This is a genomic window from Stenotrophomonas sp., from assembly GCF_031995405.1.
Taxonomy (GTDB): domain Bacteria; phylum Pseudomonadota; class Gammaproteobacteria; order Xanthomonadales; family Xanthomonadaceae; genus Stenotrophomonas.
Genome location: NZ_DAMAGC010000001.1, coordinates 49,058 through 68,195 on the forward strand (window position 1 = coordinate 49,058; position 19,138 = coordinate 68,195).

At 67.1% G+C, this 19,138-nt stretch carries 19 protein-coding genes; 9 read left to right on the forward strand and 10 right to left on the reverse strand.

All coding sequences use genetic code 11. The annotated features are described in order from the left end of the window. Nucleotides 1–7: 7 nt before the first annotated feature. A complete protein-coding gene (locus tag RTO53_RS00235; RefSeq protein ID WP_312235902.1) occupies nt 8–541 on the reverse strand; it encodes a hypothetical protein in 534 nt (177 codons plus the stop codon). 132 nt (nt 542–673) lie between these two features. Here RTO53_RS00235 and RTO53_RS00240 point away from each other — a divergent pair, with 132 nt between their 5' ends. Beyond that, on the forward strand, nt 674–1,294 hold the full coding sequence (locus RTO53_RS00240; protein WP_312235903.1) for a hypothetical protein: 621 nt from the start codon (nt 674–676) through the stop codon (nt 1,292–1,294). 120 nt (nt 1,295–1,414) lie between these two features. After that, nucleotides 1,415–2,371 (forward strand): sodium:calcium antiporter, encoded by a 957-nt coding sequence (locus RTO53_RS00245; RefSeq protein ID WP_312235904.1) that lies wholly within the window; start codon nt 1,415–1,417, stop codon nt 2,369–2,371. A gap of 115 nt (nt 2,372–2,486) precedes the next feature. Here RTO53_RS00245 and RTO53_RS00250 read toward each other — a convergent pair whose 3' ends face one another. The 8 genes from RTO53_RS00250 to RTO53_RS00285 form a co-directional block, all read right to left on the reverse strand. Continuing rightward, nucleotides 2,487–2,864: a Na+/H+ antiporter subunit G gene (locus RTO53_RS00250; protein ID WP_256776541.1), complete on the reverse strand. Its 378-nt coding sequence runs from the start codon at nt 2,862–2,864 to the stop codon at nt 2,487–2,489. Then, the gene (locus tag RTO53_RS00255; RefSeq protein ID WP_312235905.1) at nt 2,861–3,145 is read right to left on the reverse strand and encodes a K+/H+ antiporter subunit F; all 285 of its coding nucleotides are present in this window, start codon (nt 3,143–3,145) and stop codon (nt 2,861–2,863) included. The genes RTO53_RS00250 and RTO53_RS00255 overlap by 4 nt, the downstream gene beginning before the upstream one ends. Then, nucleotides 3,142–3,648: a Na+/H+ antiporter subunit E gene (locus RTO53_RS00260; RefSeq protein WP_312235906.1), complete on the reverse strand. Its 507-nt coding sequence runs from the start codon at nt 3,646–3,648 to the stop codon at nt 3,142–3,144. Before RTO53_RS00260 ends, RTO53_RS00255 begins: the two co-directional genes overlap by 4 nt. After that, nucleotides 3,645–5,180 (reverse strand): monovalent cation/H+ antiporter subunit D, encoded by a 1,536-nt coding sequence (locus RTO53_RS00265; RefSeq protein WP_312235907.1) that lies wholly within the window; start codon nt 5,178–5,180, stop codon nt 3,645–3,647. The genes RTO53_RS00260 and RTO53_RS00265 overlap by 4 nt, the downstream gene beginning before the upstream one ends. Further along, nucleotides 5,177–5,566: a Na+/H+ antiporter subunit C gene (locus tag RTO53_RS00270; RefSeq protein ID WP_312235908.1), complete on the reverse strand. Its 390-nt coding sequence runs from the start codon at nt 5,564–5,566 to the stop codon at nt 5,177–5,179. Before RTO53_RS00270 ends, RTO53_RS00265 begins: the two co-directional genes overlap by 4 nt. Beyond that, nucleotides 5,566–8,394, reverse strand: a complete 2,829-nt coding sequence (locus RTO53_RS00275) for a monovalent cation/H+ antiporter subunit A (RefSeq protein ID WP_312235909.1) — start codon at nt 8,392–8,394, stop codon at nt 5,566–5,568. Before RTO53_RS00275 ends, RTO53_RS00270 begins: the two co-directional genes overlap by 1 nt. Nucleotides 8,395–8,802: 408 nt before the next feature. Then, entirely contained in the window at nt 8,803–9,288 is a 486-nt protein-coding gene (locus tag RTO53_RS00280) for an Mpo1-like protein (RefSeq protein ID WP_312235910.1), read from the reverse strand. Between the two features lie 127 nt (nt 9,289–9,415). Continuing rightward, nucleotides 9,416–10,342, reverse strand: coding sequence for a phosphoribosylaminoimidazolesuccinocarboxamide synthase (locus RTO53_RS00285; RefSeq protein WP_312235911.1), 927 nt, complete (start codon nt 10,340–10,342; stop codon nt 9,416–9,418). Nucleotides 10,343–10,485: 143 nt separating this feature from the next. Here RTO53_RS00285 and RTO53_RS00290 point away from each other — a divergent pair, with 143 nt between their 5' ends. The 4 genes from RTO53_RS00290 to yegS all read left to right on the forward strand — a co-directional run bounded on the left by RTO53_RS00290 (nt 10,486) and on the right by yegS (nt 13,182). Continuing rightward, nucleotides 10,486–10,815, forward strand: coding sequence for a DnaJ domain-containing protein (locus RTO53_RS00290; protein ID WP_312235912.1), 330 nt, complete (start codon nt 10,486–10,488; stop codon nt 10,813–10,815). A 40-nt stretch (nt 10,816–10,855) separates the two neighbouring features. Continuing rightward, complete coding sequence (gene rpe / locus RTO53_RS00295; protein WP_256776551.1) at nt 10,856–11,533, forward strand: ribulose-phosphate 3-epimerase; 678 nt, start codon at nt 10,856–10,858, stop codon at nt 11,531–11,533. Nucleotides 11,534–11,542: 9 nt separating this feature from the next. Further along, nucleotides 11,543–12,025, forward strand: a complete 483-nt coding sequence (locus RTO53_RS00300; protein WP_312235948.1) for a GNAT family N-acetyltransferase — start codon at nt 11,543–11,545, stop codon at nt 12,023–12,025. A 227-nt stretch (nt 12,026–12,252) separates the two neighbouring features. Continuing rightward, complete coding sequence (yegS, locus tag RTO53_RS00305) at nt 12,253–13,182, forward strand: lipid kinase YegS (protein ID WP_312235913.1); 930 nt, start codon at nt 12,253–12,255, stop codon at nt 13,180–13,182. Between the two features lie 29 nt (nt 13,183–13,211). Here the strand turns inward: yegS and RTO53_RS00310 are convergent, their stop codons facing one another. After that, the gene (locus tag RTO53_RS00310; protein ID WP_312235914.1) at nt 13,212–14,051 is read right to left on the reverse strand and encodes an ankyrin repeat domain-containing protein; all 840 of its coding nucleotides are present in this window, start codon (nt 14,049–14,051) and stop codon (nt 13,212–13,214) included. Between the two features lie 139 nt (nt 14,052–14,190). Between RTO53_RS00310 and RTO53_RS00315 the strand changes: the two genes are divergently transcribed. The 3 genes from RTO53_RS00315 (at nt 14,191) to RTO53_RS00325 (ending at nt 19,137) form a co-directional block, all read left to right on the forward strand. Next, entirely contained in the window at nt 14,191–16,581 is a 2,391-nt protein-coding gene (locus tag RTO53_RS00315; RefSeq protein ID WP_312235915.1) for an XVIPCD domain-containing protein, read from the forward strand. 217 nt (nt 16,582–16,798) lie between these two features. Next, nucleotides 16,799–18,274, forward strand: coding sequence for an anthranilate synthase component I (trpE, locus tag RTO53_RS00320; RefSeq protein WP_312235916.1), 1,476 nt, complete (start codon nt 16,799–16,801; stop codon nt 18,272–18,274). A gap of 65 nt (nt 18,275–18,339) precedes the next feature. Continuing rightward, nucleotides 18,340–19,137, forward strand: a complete 798-nt coding sequence (locus RTO53_RS00325; protein ID WP_312235917.1) for an SIMPL domain-containing protein — start codon at nt 18,340–18,342, stop codon at nt 19,135–19,137. The last annotated feature ends 1 nt before the right edge of the window (nt 19,138 follow it).

Below are 19,138 nucleotides of genomic sequence, written 5' to 3' on the forward strand. Positions count from 1 at the left end.
ACCCTGCTTAGGCCGTGGCGATCGCGGCATGGGCCAACCGCGCGGCGTGCGCGTCCGGCATGGCCTCCACCACCCGCTGCCGCACCCGCTCGGCGTACCCGGGCGAGGTCAGGCCAGGCAGTGCGGTCAGGGCGGTATGCAGCGAGGCGATGACGTCTTCGTCGCTGCGCGCGCGCTGCAGCGCGTGGAACAGCGCGGCGGCCTGCGGGTGGCGCTGCATTTCGAGGATGCCCAGCAGGTAGATGCGCGCGGCTACCAGCGAGCGACGACGTTCGGTGGGCGGGGGCGCAGCCGGTGCGGCTGTGGGCGCGCTGGCCGGCGCGTCCTGCGGGGCCGGTTCTGCAGGCGCGGCGGACACCAGGTAACCGGCCTGGATCAGCTGGATCACCATGGCCGACGCTTCCGCGCCGATCATGGCGCTGAGCTGGGGCAGGTCGCGCTGGCCGTCGCACAGGATCAGCAGGCGGCGCTGGCGCATGTCCAGCGGCGCGCGGTGGGCCTGCAGGGCGGTGCGGGCGAGGTCGGTCTTGCGCGGTTGCATGGGCGTGGGGTCGGTGCGGTGCAGGCCGAGCCTGAACGCGGCAGGTGAAACGACGATGACAATCGCGTCATCGCATGCAGCCGCTGCACGGGGATCGCGCTAGGCTTGCGGCCACCGACTGGAGGACACCACATGAAGCAGCTGGGAAGCGTTTTGGCACTGGGCGTCGTGCTGGCATTGGCAGGCTGCGGGCGCAGCCCGGAAACCCCGTCGACGGACGCCGCGGCGAGCGCGCCGGCGCCTGCCGTGCCGGCGGTTGGCGAGTCCGCCGACAACGCTCCGACCGCCGGCGCGGAGGCTGCCGCGGCCACCGGTCCGGCGCGACTGGACGGCTACGGCCCGATCGCCCTGGGCAGCACGCTGGAGCAGGTGCAGGCGGCCTGGAAGGAACCACTGCAGGGCGACGTTCCGGACGACTACTGCCACGCGCTGCGGCCGCAGGGCGCGCAGGCCGACGATGTGGTCTTCATGATCGAAGGCAAGCGGTTGGTCCGCTACGACGTGCGCAACGACCGCATCGTCGCGCCCGGCGGCGGCAAGGTCGGCATGTCGCTGGGCCAGTTGCAGACGCTGTATCCCGATCGGGGCGATGTCACCCCGCACAAGTACGACGAGAACGGCCATAACCTGCGTGTGCGCCCGGCCACCGAGGGCGGTGCGCTGATCAACTTCGAGATCGGCGGCGACGGCAATGTCACCGCCTGGCGGGTCGGCCAGACCCCGCAGGTCGACTACGTCGAAGGCTGCTCGTAAGCCGGCGGCGGCGCGTGCCCATGACGGGCCGCGCCGCTGCATCCCCGCTTCGGCGGTTTCCTCACCCCCTGCAAGCGCGCTGGCTCTAGAATCGGGCCATTGCTGCCTGGGGATGTGCCGATGATTGCTGCTACCGCGTGGTTCCTGCTGGGCCTGCTGCTGCTTGCGCTGGGCGGCGACTCGATCGTCAAGGCCGCCTCCGGCCTGGCCCAGCGCTTCGGCGCGTCGCCGTTCGTGGCCGGCCTGCTGCTGGTGGCCTTCGGCACCTCACTGCCCGAGCTGGTGGTCAACGCCCGCGCGTTCGTGGTCGGGGCCGAAGAACTGGCGTTGGGCAATGCGGTCGGCAGCAACATCGTCAACGTCGGGCTCACCCTCGGCCTTGCCGCGCTGGCCGCGCCCCTGCTGGTCCGCGCCCGGCTGCTCTCGCCCCTGCTGATCCTGCTTGCCGTGGCCAGCCTGGCGCTGATCGTGTTCGGCCTGGACGGGGTGGTGACGCGCTGGGAGGGTGGCCTGCTGCTGCTTGGTTTCGTTGCCGTGCTGGTGTTCGTGCTGCGGCGTGCGCGGCTGGAATCCGAACCGGTGCGCGAGGCCATCGCCGGCTACGCGATGACCCGCACCGGGCTGTTCCTCAATGTGCTGAGGCTGCTGTTCGCCGGGCTGTGCCTGTACTACGGCGCGCGCTGGATCGTACAGGCCGCGCCGGTGTTCGGTGCCGGACTGGGCTGGTCGCCGCTGCTGGTCGGCCTGCTGCCGGTGGCCATCGGCACCGCGTTGCCGGAAGTGGCGGCGGCGATCGCGGCGGCGCGCCGCGGGCAGGGCGACATGGTGCTCGGCCACGTGATCGGCTCGAGCCTGTTCAATCTGCTGGTCGTGGTAGGCGGGATGGCCGCGCTGCGGCCGCTGGCGGTGCCCGCGTCGTTCGTGAAGCTGGAGCTGCCGGCGGCGATCGCCTTCGTGCTGGTGTTGTACCCGATGCTGCGCGGCGACCTCACCATCAGCCGCCGCGAAGGCGGCGTGCTTGTGGTGGCGTTCCTGGCCTGGATCGGGTTGGAGCTGGCGCTGGTCCAGGGCGGCTGACGCCGCAACACGGTAGAGCCGACCGTTGGTCGGCTACGCGTAGCGTGCCGAAGTGCAGCCGACCAACGGTCGGCTCTACCCGTTTGGATTTGGTGCAGCCGACCAACGGTCGGCTCTACGGCGCTTGATCGCCTTCAGGGCGGGGCGGCGGCAACTGTTCTTCCTTGGCCGTTTCATGCCCTGGCAGGCTCGGGCGCTTTTCCATCATCAGCGACAGCGCCGCCTTGGCCATCATGTGCGCGCTGATCGGCGCGGTGATGAACAGGAACACGGTGATCAACAGTTCGCGCGGCTGCGGGTCCTGGCCCAGGAAGATGTGGTAACACACCGAACCCACCAGCACGCAGCCTACCCCCAGCGTGCTGGCCTTGGTCGGCGCATGCAGGCGCTTGAAGAAGGTCGACAGCTTCACCAGGCCCAGCGCGCCGACCAGGATGAAGAAACAGCCGAACAGCAGCAGGATCGACAGCACGATCTGGATGAAGGTGATCATTCGACGATGTCCCGGCGCAGCACGAACTTGCTCAGCACCGCCGTGCTGCCGAAGCCGAGCATGGCGATGATCAAGGCCGCCTCGAAGTACACCGCCGAGTTGAGGTACATGCCGAACAGCATCAGCTCGGCAATGGCCGTCACCGACAGCGTGTCCAGCGCGAGGATGCGGTCTGGCACGGTCGGGCCGCGCAGCAGGCGCCAGGTGGCCAGCAGCATGGCCAGCCCCACCACGTGCATGCACACGGCCATCGTGGTCTGGATGAAGGTGTAACCGGTCATGGGAAGATCTCCATCAGCGGGGCTTCGTAACGGCGCTTGATCTGCGCGATCAGTTCGTCCGGGTCGTCCAGGTGCAGCACGTGCACCAGCAGGTAGCGGCGGTCGTCGGACAACGCTGCCGATACCGTGCCCGGGGTCAGCGTGATCATGCTGGTCAGCGCGGCGATGCCGTGGATGTTGGCGATGTCCAGCGGCAGCCAGATGAAGCCGGGGTGGATGCGACGCTCCGGACCCAGCACCTGGATGGCCACGCGGATGTTGGACGCCAGGATGTCCCACAGCGTCACGAACAACAGCTTGGGCACCGGCCGCAGCGAGCCGATGCGGGCGAACTCGCGGTCCAGGCGCGCGGCGAACAGCGGCACCACCAGGCCCAGCAGCATGCCCAGCACGAACTGGCCGACGGTGAAGCTGTCGGACATCAGCAGCCAGAACGCCACCACCATCACGCTCAGCGAGGGCGAGGGAATCACGCGTTTGTACAGTGAAGGCCTGGGCGTCATGGCTGGCGGATCTCCGGCGTGGCGGCACGCAGCTCACCAACGTATTCCTTCGGCTGCAGCAGCTGCTGGGCCATCGCATCGGTGTGCTGCATCAGCGGGCCGGCGAATAGGCTCATCGCGATGCCGTAACTGAGCAGCAGCGCGGCGGCGAACAGTTCGACGGTGCGGGTGGGCGCCTTGCGCGGCGGCGGCACGCCTTCTTCCTGCACCGGCACCCGCCAGAACAGGCGGATGCCACCGCGGGTGAGGCCCACGATCACCATCAGGCTGCTGCCCAGCACTGCGGTCCAGACCACGCCGGTGTACTGCGCCGGCATCCCGGCCAACAGCGCGGCCTTGGCCAGGAAGCCGGACAGCGGCGGCAGCCCGGCCACCGCGACCGCGCCGATCAGGAACAGCACCGCCGGGGTCTGCTTGCCGGGCATCGGCGCGATGATTTCCTTTCTGTCGCTGGCACCGCCACGGCGGCGACGGATCAGGTCGGCGATCAGGAACAGCGCGGCGGCCACGAACGTACTGTGCGGCAGATAATACAACCCGGCCGACAGCACCTGCGGGGTACGCACGGCGAAGGCGATGAACAGGGTCGCAGCCGACACCACCACCAGGTAGGAGATCATCACCCTCAGGCGCGCCGCTGCCAGGACACCCAGCCCGCCCAGCACCAGCGTGACCACGCCGGCCCACAGCAGCCAGTCGCTGCCGTAGCCGGCCATCGCCCCGGCGTCCTCGCCGAACCACAGCGTGCTGACCCGCAGCACCGCATACAGGCCGACCTTGGTCATGATCGCAAACAGGGCGGCCACCGCGGCCGGTGCGCGCGCATACGCCTCGGGCAGCCACAGGTACAGTGGCATCAGCGCGGCCTTGCTGCAGAACACCAGCAGCAACAGGCCCATGGTGGCCTTGACCAGCACCAGATGCGAGGCCGGTACGTCGGCGATGCGCTGGGACAGCTCGGCCATGTTCAGCGACCCCAGCGAGGCATACAGCAGGCCGAGTGCGATCAGGAACAGGGTCGAGGCGGTGACGTTGAACACCACGTAATGCAGGCCGATGCGCATGCGCAGGCCGCGCCCACCGCTGAGCAGCAGGCCGTAGGAGGCGATCAGCATCACCTCGAAGAACACGAACAGGTTGAAGATGTCGCCGGTGAGGAAGGCACCGTTGAGACCGACCAGCTGGAACTGGAACAGCGCATGGAAATGCGGCGCGCGCCGGTCCCAGCCCGAACAGGCGTGCAGCAGGCACGGAATGGCCAGCAGCAGCGTGGTCACCAGCATCCACGCCGACAGCCGGTCGGCTACCAGCGCGATGCCCAGCCGTGCCGGCCAGTCGCCGAGCAGGTACACCGCGATGTTGCCATCGGCGGTCTGCGAGAACAGCAGTGCGACCGCCGCCGCCAGCGCAGTCAACGTGGTCCAGGCCACCGCGCGCTGCACCCGGGGGCCATAGCGGCGGTGCTCGACGAACAACGAACAGGCCGCGCCGAACAGCGGAATCAGGATCGGCAGGATCACCGCATGGTTCATGCGCCGCCCTCCCGGCCTGGCGCGGTATCGGCGGGGGCGTCGTCGGCCTCTTCTTCGTGCGCGTCGACGTGGTCGCTGTGGTTGTCGCTGCGGCTGCGCATCGCCAGCACGATGCTGACGGCGGTCATCGCGAAGGCAATCACGATCGCGGTCAGCACCAGCGCCTGTGGCAGCGGATCGGTGTAGTTGCCCAGGTCGCTGTCGATGCCCTCACGCAGCACCGGCGCCTTGCCCGACACCAGGCGACCCCCGGCGAAGATCAGCAGGTTGGTGGCGTAGGACAAGAAGGTCATCCCAAGGATGACGTCGAAGGTGCGCGCACGCAGCAGCAGGTAGATGCCGATCGCACTCAAGACGCCGATCGCGCTTGCCAGGGCCAGTTCCATCAGTGCATCTCCCCGGTTTCTGCCGAACGACGGTTGGGATCGATCTCACCCTTGCGGGCGTTGCGGGTACGCGATGGCTTGATCGTGCCCATCATCGACAGGATCAGCATCGCCCCGCCGAACACCACCAGGTACACGCCGGTATCGAACCCGATCGCGCTGGCCAGCGGCACCTCACCGATCAGCGGGATGTGCAGGTCCAGGTGGCCGCTGGTCAGGAACGGCACGCCGAACAGCATCGACGCACTGCCGCTGACAATGGCGATCAGCAGGCCGGCACCGATGCAGCGGATGTAGTCGAAACCGAACCGCGACTCCACCGAGGTGGTGCCCTGGATGACGTACTGGATCAACAGCGGCACGGCCAGCACCAGGCCGGCGATGAAGCCGCCACCGGGCGCGTTGTGGCCACGCAGGAACAGGAAGATCGATACGGTCAAGGTCAGCGGGAACATGATCTGGGCCAGATCGGCCGGCACCGGCAGCTTGATCGGCGGACCCGGCATGATCTGCTCCGGCGCCATCCGCGAGCGCCGCAGCATCGCGTGCACCACCAGCGCGGCGATGCCGAACACGGTGATCTCACCGAAGGTATCGAAGCCGCGGAAGTCGACCAGGATCACGTTGACCACGTTCTGCCCATAGGCCTCGGGCAGGGCGCGCGCGACCAGCTCGCCGGCCATGGTGTTGGGCGGCAGCGTCATTGCGGTGTACGCAAGCGCGGCCAGGCCGCCACCGCCGATCACCGCGATGAGCGCATCGCGGCGCTTGCGCCAGCGTGAATGCTCCGGCGGCGACTGGGTAGGCAGGTAGTTCATGCCCAGCAGCATCAGCACCAGCGTGACCATCTCCACCAGCAGCTGGGTCAGGGCCAGGTCCGGCGCGGACAGGAACACGAAGGTGAGCGATACCATCAGCCCGACCCCGCCCATCACCAGCACCGCCAGCAGACGCTGCCGATACACGAACAACGCACTCACCGCGCAGGCCATCATCACCAGCCACAGCGCCCAGCCCAGCAGCGGCAACGGCTGGGGCGAGGGCCAGTTGGGCGAGCCGGGGTTGGCCACGAACGGGGCCAGCGCAACGATGATCGCTACCAGCACCAGCGCCATCAGCATGCGCTGCAGGCTGCCGTTGGCCAGCGCCTGGGTCAGCCGGTGGGCGAACCCGAACACCAGGTCGAGCTGCTTGTGGAAGAGGTTGCGGCCGATCGCGCGGGTCACCACCGCATGCAGGTCGATCAGGCGGCGCAGGCCGAAGTACAGCGCGATACCGCCGATCACCCCGGCGATGCTCATCATCAGTGGCGTGTTGAAGCCGTGCCACACCGACAGGCTGTAGGCCGGCATCGCCGGGCCCAGGATCGAGGAGGCGGCGGCATGCAGTACCGGGGCGATGGTGATCGCCGGGGCCACGCCGACCGCCACGCACACCACCACCAGCACTTCCACCGGCACCTTCATCCAGCGCGGTGGCTCGTGCGGCACGCGGTCCAGGTCATGCGGGCCGTCGCCGAAGAAGGTGTCGTGCACGAAGCGCAGGCTGTAGGCCACGCCGAACACGCCGGCCAGCAATGCGGCGATCGACATCGCCATGCGCATGGTTTCCGGGCCACCGGCGGTGAGCGCTTCGGCGAACAGCATTTCCTTGGACAGGAAGCCGTTGAGCAGCGGAATGCCGGCCATCGCCAGCGAGGCGATGATCGCCAGTGTGCTGGTAAAGGGCATCAACCGCCGCAGCCCGCCCAGCTTGCGCATGTCGCGGGTGCCGGTTTCGTGGTCGATGATGCCCGCGGCCATGAACAGCGAGGCCTTGAAGGTGGCGTGGTTGAGGATGTGGAACACGCCGGCGACCACCGCCATCGGCGCCGACAACCCGAACAGCATCGTGATCAGGCCCAGGTGGGAGATCGTCGAATAGGCCAGCAGGCCCTTGAGGTCGTGCTGGAAAATCGCGTTCCAGGCGCCGATCAGCAGCGTGATCGCACCGATCCCGCTGACCGTATAGAAGAACAGGTCGGTCCCCGACAGCGCCGGATGCAGCCGTGCCAGCAGGAACACACCGGCTTTGACCATGGTCGCCGAGTGCAGATAGGCCGACACCGGCGTGGGCGCGGCCATCGCCTGCGGCAGCCAGAAGTGGAACGGGAACTGCGCGCTCTTGGTGAAGATGCCGGCCAGCACCAGGAACAGCGCATACGGATACAGCGCGCTGGCGCGGATCGCATCGCCGGAGGCGAGCACTGCATCCAGTTCGAAACTGCCGACGATGCGGCCGATCAGCAGCACGCCGCCGAGCAGGGCCAGGCCGCCGCCGCCGGTGACCACCAGCGCCATGCGCGCGCCCTCGCGGGCGTCCTGGCGGTGCGACCAGAAGCCGATCAGCAGGAACGAGCTGATGCTGGTCATTTCCCAGAACACCATCAGCAGCAACAGGTTGCCCGACAGCACCATGCCCAGCATGGCGCCCATGAACAGCAGCAGGTAGCAGTAGAAGCGGTGGGCGCTGTCGCGCGCGCTGAGGTAGTAGTGGGCGTACATCACCACCAGCGCGCCGATGGCCAGCACCATCCCGGCGAACATCCAGGCCAGCCCGTCCAGGCGCAGCGAGAAGGCCAGCCCGATCTGCGGCAGCCATTGGCCGAAACTGCGTACGACCCCGCCGGCAAGGATGTCGGGGGTCATCGTGGCCAGCAACGCCAGCCCACCCAGCGGGGCGGCCGCGGCCAACCAGGCGGCCGTGGAGCGGGAGGTGCGGCGGAATGAAGCGACCGCCGCGGCCATGATGAACGGCAGGGCGAGCAGCAGGAGCTGGCTGGGATTCATGCAGGGAATACGGGATTCACGAGCAGGTTGTTTAGTCTAACAGGCAGTCAATTGCTGCCGATAGACCCGAATACGCCAGCAATTGCTTGTAACGTGCGTGATTCATTTTTTCAGCCCTTGTCGCGCGCCCATTCGAGAGCGCTGAACGCCGTATGGAAGTGTCGTTGCGACTTTGCCGTATCTGGCCCGTCGCGAGGGTCCCGCGCCAGCAACGGCAGGGGCTGAGGGGCCCCGCATGGCGCAACGAAGATGAACGGATCACAGCCGTCGAACGCCGCCCACGACGATGCTGGACGCCGCACCGTAGAGCGCCGGTGAGCATCCATTTCGTTCAGGAAAAACCGATCGCGTCTCGCGCTGGGTAGCGCCGGCCGCCCGCTGGCACCTCGACCCGTCCGGGCCCATAGACTAATACCGGATGCCCAGCCGCCGATACGCCTTGGCCAGGACCCACGCCGGCCCAATCAGCAGATAGGTCAGGTCGGTCAGGAAGCTGGGCTTGCGGCCCTCGTACTTGTGGCCGACGAACTGCGCCACCCAGGCCACCACGAACACGCCGACCGCCGTCCACAGCAGGTTATGCAGGCCGATTTCGGCCTCCAGCAGCCGGCACAGGCAGCCGAACACGAACAGCATGCCCAGCATGCCGATGCCCAGCGGGCGCGACAGCCGGTTGTAGAAACACCATGCGGCGAACATCGCAAACCCCGCCCAGATCCCGTTCTGGAACCAGGTGATCAGCGGCGGCAGGCACCACAGCAGGGCCACGACCGACCACAGGATCGCCGGCACCGCCACCACGTGGATGCGCTGGTTCAGCACATTGCGGTGGTCGTCGGAATAGCTGGCGAAGTAGCGGTCGATCGGGCGTGCGACGGTGGTGGTGGTGGCCATGTTCCCTCCCAGGATCAACAGAGCATAGCGCTGTGGGGGCGGGGCCGACCGTGGGCCGGCGATTCCATCGACGTCGGCCATCGAAAAACCGCGTCCCCCGGCGCGCGGCCGGGGGAGGCCGTCGGGGTCAGTCGACCGAGATACCCGCCAGGCGCTGCAGGGCCTCGGCGTACTTGGCGCGGGTGCGCTCGATGATCTCCGCCGGAATGCTGGGGCCGGGGGCGGTCTTGCCCCAGTCCAGCGTCTCCAGGTAGTCGCGGACGAACTGCTTGTCGTAGCTCGGCGGGCTGGTGCCCACCTCGTACTCGTCAGCCGGCCAGTAGCGCGAGGAATCCGGGGTCAGCATCTCGTCCATGATGTACAGACGCCCGTCGGCATCGGTGCCGAACTCGAACTTGGTGTCGGCCAGCAGGATGCCGCGCTCGCGCGCGTAATCGGCGGCGAACTTGTAGATGCGCAGGGTGGCATCGCGCACGCGCTCGGCCAGGTCCGCACCGACCGCCTTGACCATCGCATCGAAATCGATGTTCTCGTCATGGTCGCCGACGGCGGCCTTGGTCGACGGGGTGAAGATCGGCTCGGGCAGCTGCTCGGCCTGGCGCAGCCCGTCGGGCAGCTCGATGCCGCTGATCTTGCCGGTGCGCTGGTAGTCCTTCCAGCCGCTGCCGATCAGGTAACCGCGGGCAATCGCCTCCACCGGCACCGGCTTGAGCTTGCGGGTGACCACCGCACGCCTGGCGTACAGCGCCGGATCGACGCCTTCGGGCAGCACGCTGGCCACGTCGATGCCGGTCAGGTGGTTGGGCATCAGGTGCGCGGTCTTGGCGAACCAGAAATTGGAGACCTGGCAGAGCATTTCGCCCTTGCCCGGAATCGGATCGGGCAGCACCACGTCGAAGGCCGACAGACGGTCGGTCGCGACCATCAGCAGGTAGTCCCCCGGCGGCGTGCCGGCGGGGAGCCGGTCGCGCGGAATGTCAAAAACATCACGCACCTTGCCGCGATGGCGCAAGGGCAGGCCGGGGAGATCGGATTGCAACAACGTGGTCGGCACGGGCACTCCTGGGGCTTCGTCATGACAGCTGTCCAGGGGACCCGGAGGGCCCGCACAGACAGCGGGCGGCCTAGTGTAAAGCCGGTTGGGCCCGCTGTGACGTAAAATGAGGCTCCTTTGTTGCCACGGCCGCCCAGACCCTCATGCGCTGGTACGGAAAACTGCTCGGATTCATCGCCGGGGCCCTGCTGTTCAGGCCCAATCCGCTGTTCGGTGCCGTGGTGGGCCTGCTGATCGGGCACGCCTTGGACGCCGACTGGTTCCGACTGAACAAGGAAAACCCCTACCGCGAGCTGGGGCTGACCTCCGAGGCCACCGATGCCGAGGTCGACCTGGCCTACCGCCGCCTGATCTCCCAGTACCACCCCGACAAGGTCGTCGGCGCCGCCCCGGAGCTGCGCCAGCAGGCCGAGCGCAAGTCGCGCCTGATCAACGCCGCCTACGACCGCATCAAGACCCTGCGCAGGCGCTGAGCGCGCGCGGCCCCCTTTCCACGTACTGAAGGCCCCGGCCATGTCCAACTGCATCATCGCCCCCTCCATCCTGTCCGCGAACTTCGCCCGCCTCGGCGAAGAAGTGGACAACGTGCTCGCCGCCGGTGCGGACTGGGTGCATTTCGATGTGATGGACAACCACTACGTGCCCAACCTGACCATCGGCCCGATGGTCTGCCAGGCGCTGCGCAAGCACGGCATCACCGCACCGATCGACGTGCACCTGATGGTCGAGCCGGTGGACCGCATCATCCCGGACTTCGCCGAGGCCGGTGCCACCTACATCAGCTTCCACCCGGAGGCCAGCCGCCACGTGCACCGCACCATCCAGCTGATCCGCTCGCTGGGCTGCAAGCCGGGCGTGGTGCTCAATCCGGCCACCCCGGTGGACATCCTGGACTGGGTGCTGGACGACCTGGACCTGGTCCTGATCATGTCGGTCAACCCGGGCTTTGGCGGCCAGGCCTTCATCCCCTCGGCGCTGGACAAGCTGCGTGCGGTCCGCAAGAAGATCGATGCAAGCGGCAGGGACATCCGCCTGGAGATCGACGGCGGCGTGAAGGCCGACAATATCGGCGCGATCGCCGCTGCCGGTGCCGACGCCTTCGTGGCCGGCTCGGCCATCTTCAACGCCCCGATCAGCTACCAGGACGTGATCGCGCAGATGCGCCACAACGTCGCCAAGGCGAGGGCCTGAGCCATGCCGGTGGCTGCCGTGAACATCCGTGTGGCCACCGCTGACGATGCGGCGCTGATCCTGCGCTTCATCCGCGAACTGGCCATCTATGAGAAGGCCGAGTCCTCGGTGCAGACCGACGAGGACGGCATCCGCGCCAGCCTGTTCGGGCCCGATGCCAAGGCACATGCCCTGATCTGCGAGGCCGACGGCCATCCCATCGGCTACGCGGTGTACTTCTACAACTACTCCACCTGGCTGGGCCGCAACGGCATCTACCTGGAAGACCTGTACGTCAGCCCGGACCGCCGCGGCAGCGGCGCCGGCAAGGCGCTGCTGCAGCACATCGCACGCATCGCGGTGGCGCAGAACTGCGGGCGCTTCGAGTGGTCGGTGCTGGACTGGAACACACCGGCGATCACGTTCTACGAAGCCGCGGGTGCGAAGCCGCAGAGCGAGTGGACCGTGTACCGGATGGAAGGCGAGGCGCTGCGGAACTTCGCCGAAGGCTGAGCACCCGTAGAGCCGACCGTTGGTCGGCTGCGCGCATCGCCGCTAAAAAAAAGGCCGCACCCTCGCGGATGCGGCCCTGGGAAAAGCGGGAGGCTGATCCTGCCTCCATCCATCGTCCTTGCTATGGCCTTCCATTCTCCGGGCGCTCGGTGACCGTTTGATGACGTTCACCGGCCACCACGGCATCCGCTGCTAGCCTGCGCTTCCCTCTGTACTGGAAGTGCTGCATGCGTAGTGCCCACTGGCGTCTGATCCTCAACGGCAAGGCCACCGGCAACGTGGACCTGCGCGAGGCCGTGCAGGCCCTGCGCGAGCGCGGGGTGGTGCTGGAGGTTCGGGTGACGTGGGAGGACGGCGATGCCGAGCGCTATGTCGCCGAGGCCATCGAGCACGGCGTGGACACCATCATTGCCGCCGGCGGCGATGGCACCCTGAGCGAAGTGGCCGAGACCCTGGCCCATCGCCCCGAGTCGGCCGACGCGCTGCCGTCGCTGGGCCTGGTGCCGCTGGGGACCGCCAATGACTTCGCGACGGCAGCCGGCATTCCCGTCGATCCGCTGGAGGCACTTACCCTGATCGAGCAGGAGCCGGCACGCCCGATCGACCTGCTCAGCATCGACGCCGACGGCGAGCACTGGTGGTGCGCCAACGTGGCCAGCGGCGGCTTCGGTACCGAGGTCACGGTGGAGACCGATGAAGGCCTGAAGAAGGTGCTCGGCGGGCTGGCCTATCTGGTGACCGGCATCTCGCGGCTGGGCCGGATCGATCCAATCCGCGCGCGTCTGCGCACCCCGGATTTCGACTGGGAAGGCGGCTTCATCGCGCTCGGCATCGGCAATGGCCGTCAGGCCGGCGGTGGACAGGTGCTATGCCCGGACGCCGTGGTCGACGACGGCCTGCTGGATGTCACGGTCATCCCCGAACTGAGCGGCGAAGTCGCCTCGACCTTCGCCGCGCTGATCAAGGGCGGCAAGCAGGGCGCGCTGGAACAGGTGGCCGAGCGCACGCGTGCGCCGTGGGTGGAGATCGAGGCGGCTGAGCCGATCACCCTGAACCTGGATGGCGAGCCGGTGCAGGCAACGCACTTCCGCATCGAATGCGTGGCGTCGCGGGTGCGGATGCATCTGCATCCGGGGAGTCATCTGCTGGGGGCGTGAGTCCCGGGCGTGCGCTGTGCGGGTGCGCATCACAGCAGCGGAATGTCTTCTTCCTTGCTGGGGAACTTGAAGGCTTCACGCTTCTTCCGGATGTGCTCGGGCATCGGCGGTCGCGGGATGTTGCGAGCGATCAACCACTGCTGGCATTTCTTCTGCCAGGGCAGAAGGTCGGGCGTGGTGATCTCCCAGTAGATGTCTTCGACCATCCGCATGGGGGGAGCTTCACCCGATCCTGTCAGTATCTTGGTCTTGATAGTCGGATCTGCGCCATGCTCCAGCAGCCAGTAGGCGTAATTGAAACCGCCTCGACTGGTGTACAGGCTCAATATCGTGTCTGCGGAGCCGAGATTGGCCTCATTGATGTTTGCGCCGCGCTCAACGAGCAACTGCACGTTCTTCCATTGATTCCCACTGATGAACGCCTGAAACAGCAGCGTCTCGGTGTTTGAGTTGCGCGTGTTCGGATCTCCGCCATGGTCAAGGAGCATTTCCAAAAATCGCGGGTCATCCATCTTTGCTGCATAAACCATTGCGTTGTTGGGGCGGTAGTCTTCGCCGTCCACCTTTCTCGACAATCGGGCGTTCGGATCTGCGCCGTTCTCAAGCATGGCGCGCAGGCCGTCCAGGCTCTTCGCCCGAAGCGGCCACGCAATTAGCGGAATGCCGTCGCGTTTGGCGAATTCCTTGTTGGGATCAACGCCTTCGTCCTTGATCAGATGGCGAATGGTTTTCGCATCGCCCTGTTCACTTGCGATGGCCAACTCCAATGCCTTGCCGTCGAAATACTGTCCAGCGCCCTGGGCGGAGGTAGCTGCACAGCCGCTGAGGACGAAAAGTGTGAGCCAAGCCGCAGAAAGCAGGGCTTTCATTGTCATCATGTGAAGGCTGGTACGCACGGTGGTCCTAGTATTGAGCCCTGGCGGATGACATTAGCAAAATGTTCTGTTATCCGATAATGGTCGTGACTCGGGAGAGTCGCGCTCACTTCACAGTGCAATGGAGCTTGCCATGAGTCGTCCCGAGATTGAGGCGCGTGCCCGCGCCATCCAGGAGCAGAATGTCCTTGTCCAGCAGCTTCGCGACAGCGGGCAGGACACTGCAGCAGACAAGCTCCAGGAAACCTACCATGCGCGTGAGATGTCCGGATTGGCGGCGGACGTCTACCAGTCAGCCAAGCGCGACGGTGACCCGCCTTCGGGCTGGACGCGCGCCAGCGTGGATCCAGCGGCATTGCGCGCGGCGGGGATCAACCTGTCGGACGAAGAAATTCGCAAGCAATTGCAGCCCAAGCAGTCAGGTTTCAGAGCAGAAATCTACATCCCTGACAAAAGCGTGTTTGGAGAAGATGCGAAGCCCGTCCTCGTCTTCAAGGGCTCAACCGGCGAGATCATTGATCCTGATGCCCCAAGGGGGCGCCGCGAATCCGGTGGAGAGGACTTCCTCAACAACGGTCAGCAAGGCATCGGGATGCGCAGTGATTATTATGATCGCGCCATGCAGCTTGCAGTGGTGATGAACCAGGCGAGCAGAGGAAACTTCGAAATCGCCGGCCACTCCCTCGGCGGCGGCATGGCTTCCGCGGCCTCAGCCGTCACCGGTGCACGCGCCACCACCTTCAACGCCGCCGGACTGCACCCCGATACACCAGCGCGCTTTGCCAAGGACAACGGCCTGCCGACCTTCGATCCCCAGCAGAGCGTGCACACCTACCAGACCAGCGGTGAGGTGCTCAACGATGTGCAGAACGGGATGCAGCGTCTGAACGCGCAGCAGCGGCATGCTTATGGCCTGTTGGCCAACGAGGCCAGCCTGCTGCTGCGCGAGCCGATGATGCAGGCCAAGGTCGCCGAGAAGATGCGCGAGATGCTGCCGCCGGGCGCGCAGACCGCCGCCGCGCAGTTTGTGGAGCAGCTGGCGACGAAGCCGGGCTATGAGGCGCTGCGCAACATTCCGGTGGCCGCTGGCCGCATGGAGATCGTGCTCGACCCCAAGACCCATGATGCGCAGGGCAAGCTGGTGGACCGCGCGCGCACCGATGCGCCGAGCCAGGTGGCCGAACTGGCCGGACCGCTGTCCAAGGTGCTGCACGCGGCGGCGCATGGCATGCACGACGGACGCGTGGTAGGTGAGCAGGTCGAGCGCGCTGGCGCGGTGGTGGCGCACGGGCTGGACAGGACCGGCGACGGCGTAGCGCAGGTTGCGCGGGTCAATGGCATGGTGCTCGGCAAAGTGGTCGACATGGGGTCGACCACGCTGCAGGTCGGCGCGAAAGCCACCACGACGGTGTATGCCGAAGGGCGCGAGCTGACCGGCATGATCGAGTCCACCCGCCACCGCGTGGAAAGCAGAGTGCAGTCCGGCGTTCTGTCTCTCGCGTCCTGGGGGGCCGGCAAGCTGGGCATGGATGACACCGCCAAGGAACTCGGTCGAGACGCGGATGCGGTCCATGCTGCCGGCGAGGCGCGCGCCACGGCCGCCTCCCGCCACGCCCGTGAGGACGCCGATGCGGCGCGGGGCGCGGGGCGCCGCGTCGCCGATTCCATCGACCATGGCGGTCAGTGGGTGGCCGGCGGCCTGCGCAACGGCTACGCCACGGCAGGTGCATACGTGGACAAGGGGTATGACCTGGCCGCGCATCACGTGAAAACAACCACGGCGCAGGCACCGGCCGTGCTTGCATCGGTCGGCGGCATTGCCGCCGGGCTGCAGAGCACGGCCAGGAACTATGTGCCCAGCCCGACTGCGCCGCAGAATATCGGCAACATCATCGAAACCAAGCGGCTGTACGACCGCATCGGCCCGGCCTTCGGCGAGGCCGTCGAGCGCCATGGGATGAAGGAAACCGTCATCCCCAGCCTGGACGCGGAACTGGGCCGGCAGGAAGCGGCGGCGCGCAAGCTGGTGCAGCAGCACGAGCGCATCCAGCACCCGGACAGCGGTCGGCAAGCCAGCCTCGGTACCGAGCCTGCCGCGCGATCGGTCGCCATCAACGACCCCAGTCACCAGGACAACAGCCTCTTCAAAGGCGCACAAACCGGCGTGTACGGTATCGACGCCAGCTTCAACCACACCCCCGACCTGCACAGCGACCAGCTCGCCGGGGCCTTGGCCGCCAAGGCCAAGCAGGAAGGCCTGCAGTCGATCGAGCGGGTGGTGCTCAGCGCGGACCGCGCGCGTGCGTTCGCGGTGGATACGCCGGACCTGGCCGCCGTCAACCGCCACCTGGCCTATGTCGATGTCGTCGCCGGCCGGCAGCAGCCGCTCAGCGTCAGCACCGAGCAGGCCGCCGAGGTCGACCGGCAGCAGGAACGGGCGGCCAACGCGCCGCAGCTGACCGCCAGCGTCACCGCCGAGCCGCAGGCGCAGGAGCAGCAGACGGCGGCCCGGCGGATGGGCTGACCGCCCTGCACGACTGACGGGAACGTCCGCCGCGACCGTGCGCCGGGCTGACCCGCCCCGGCCAACGGGTTCCATCCCATGCCGCCAATGCGGTACAGTCGCCGGGTGTCCATTCTGACGACCCCGCATACCCTTTCTTCCGCTCGCCGTTGGTGGCGATGGTGGCCTGTTGCCGTCGTCCGTCCCGCCACCGCCGTTTCCCGGAAGGAAAGTCGTCTTGATCACGTTCGAGCAGTTCCAGCAGCAGGCCGCTGAAGGCCACACCCGCATCCCCGTCGTCCGCGAAGTGCTGTCCGACCTGGACACGCCGCTTTCGGTCTATCTGAAGCTCGCCGACGGCCCGCATACCTATCTGTTTGAATCGGTCGAGGGCGGTGAACGCTTCGGGCGCTATTCCATCATCGGCCTGCCGGCGCGCCGGGTGTACGCCTTCCATGGCCATACCCTGACCGTCAGCGAGTCCGGTGAGGTGGTGGAAACCCGCGACGTGGCCGACCCGTTCACCGAGGTCGAGGCGCTGCGCAGCGCCCATTCGGTACCCAAGCTGGCCGGTCTGCCCGGCTTCACTGGTGGCCTGGTGGGCTGGTTCGGGTTCGAGTGCATCGGCTACATCGAACCGCGCCTGGCGCCGCCGCGTGGCCGCGACGAGCTGGGCACGCCGGACATCCTGCTGCTGCACTCCGAAGAGCTGGCGGTCTTCGACAACCTCAAGGGCCGTCTGTACCTGATCGTGCACGCCGACCCGGGCCAGTCCGGGGCGTGGGACCAGGCCCAGGCCAGGCTGGACGCGCTGGTGGCCAAACTGCGCGCCCCCGGCGCCGGTTACCCTGCGCCGATCACCCGCGACGTGCTGGACGAGAACGATTTCGTCTCCGGGTTCACCCGTGACGGCTTCATCGCCGCGGTCGAGAAATCCAAGGAATACATCCGCGCCGGCGACATCTTCCAGGTGGTGCTCAGCCAGCGCCTGAGCGTGCCGTTCAAGGCGCGCCCGGTCGATGTGTACCGCGCGCTGCGCGCGCTCAATCCTTCGCCGTACATGTATTTCCTCGATACCGGCGACGTGCAGGTGGTCGGCTCCTCGCCGGAAATCCTGGTGCGCCTGCAGGATGGCGAAGTCACCGTGCGCCCGATCGCCGGCACCCGCCCGCGCGGCGCCACGGTGGAAGAAGACAATGCACTGGAAGTCGAACTGCTGGCCGATCCGAAAGAACGTGCCGAGCACCTGATGCTGATCGACCTCGGCCGCAACGACGCGGGCCGCGTGTCCAAGGCGGGCACCGTGGAAGTGGGCGAGCAGTTCGTGATCGAGCGCTACAGCCACGTCATGCATATCGTCAGCGAAGTGACCGGGCAGCTGCAGCCGGGCCTGAGCTATGCCGACGTGCTGCGCGCGACGTTCCCGGCGGGCACCGTCAGCGGTGCGCCGAAGATCCGCGCGCTGGAAGTCATCCGCGAGCTGGAACCGATCAAGCGCAATGTCTACGCCGGCAGCATCGGCTACATCGGCTGGCATGGCGATGCCGACACCGCGATCGCGATCCGCACCGCCGTCATCAAGGACGGCCGCCTGCACGTGCAGGCCGGTGCCGGCATCGTCTACGACTCCGATCCGGGCAAGGAATGGGACGAGACGATGAACAAGGGCCGCGCGCTGTTCCGTGCCGTGGCCCAGGCTGCCAAGGGCCTGTAACGCTTTCATGCCGTGGCTTTGGCCGCGGCGATCGCTGCATCCATCACTCGACAAGGATCAAACGCATGAAGCTGCTGCACGCACTGCTGCTGTTGTCGACGCTTGCCATGGGGGCCCCGAACGCGTGGGCGCAGGCCAATACCGTTCCGTCCGAGCCGCATCTGCTGGTGAAGGGAAATGCCAGTCGCACCGTTCTGCCCGATCGCTTCCTGGTGAAGATCGCGCTGGAGACCGTGGATATGCAGACCGACATCGCCCGACGTCGGGTGCAGGCCAACAGCGAACGGGTGATGCAGCTGTTCAACCGCCATGGCGCCATCGCCGACACCGTACGTGCCGACAACCTCAGCATCGCGCCCTCTACCCGCTACCGCGACGACAAAGACGTGTTCGAAGGCACGGCGGTCAGCCGGAATCTGGAAGCCGCGTTTCCGAACGCCGAAGCGTTGCAGGCGTTCCTGGGCGAATTGAAGGCCAGTCGCGAGGTCCAGGTCAGCACAGCCACGCCTACCTATTCCGGGGCTGCCCGCCTGCGCGCCGAACTCAAGGCCGAGGCCGCTGCACAGACGCGTGCGTCCGCCAAAGGGCTGGCGGAGGCGTACGGCGCGCGGGTGACCGGGCTGTACAGCATCTCCGATGTGGCGCCGAGTTTCGCTTACGGCGTGCAGGCAGGTAGCTGGCCGACCGTTGCCGGCATGGCGGTCAGCGACGACTACGCCGACGGGCGTGGCCTGGATCGCGTTCAAGTGACCGGCTCACGTAGCGCAGCCGCTCCGGCCGTCGTGGGCGAACTTCTCGCCGCAGCCCCCATCACGTACACCGAAAACGTGTACGCCATTTTCCTCATCAAAGACGGATCCTGAC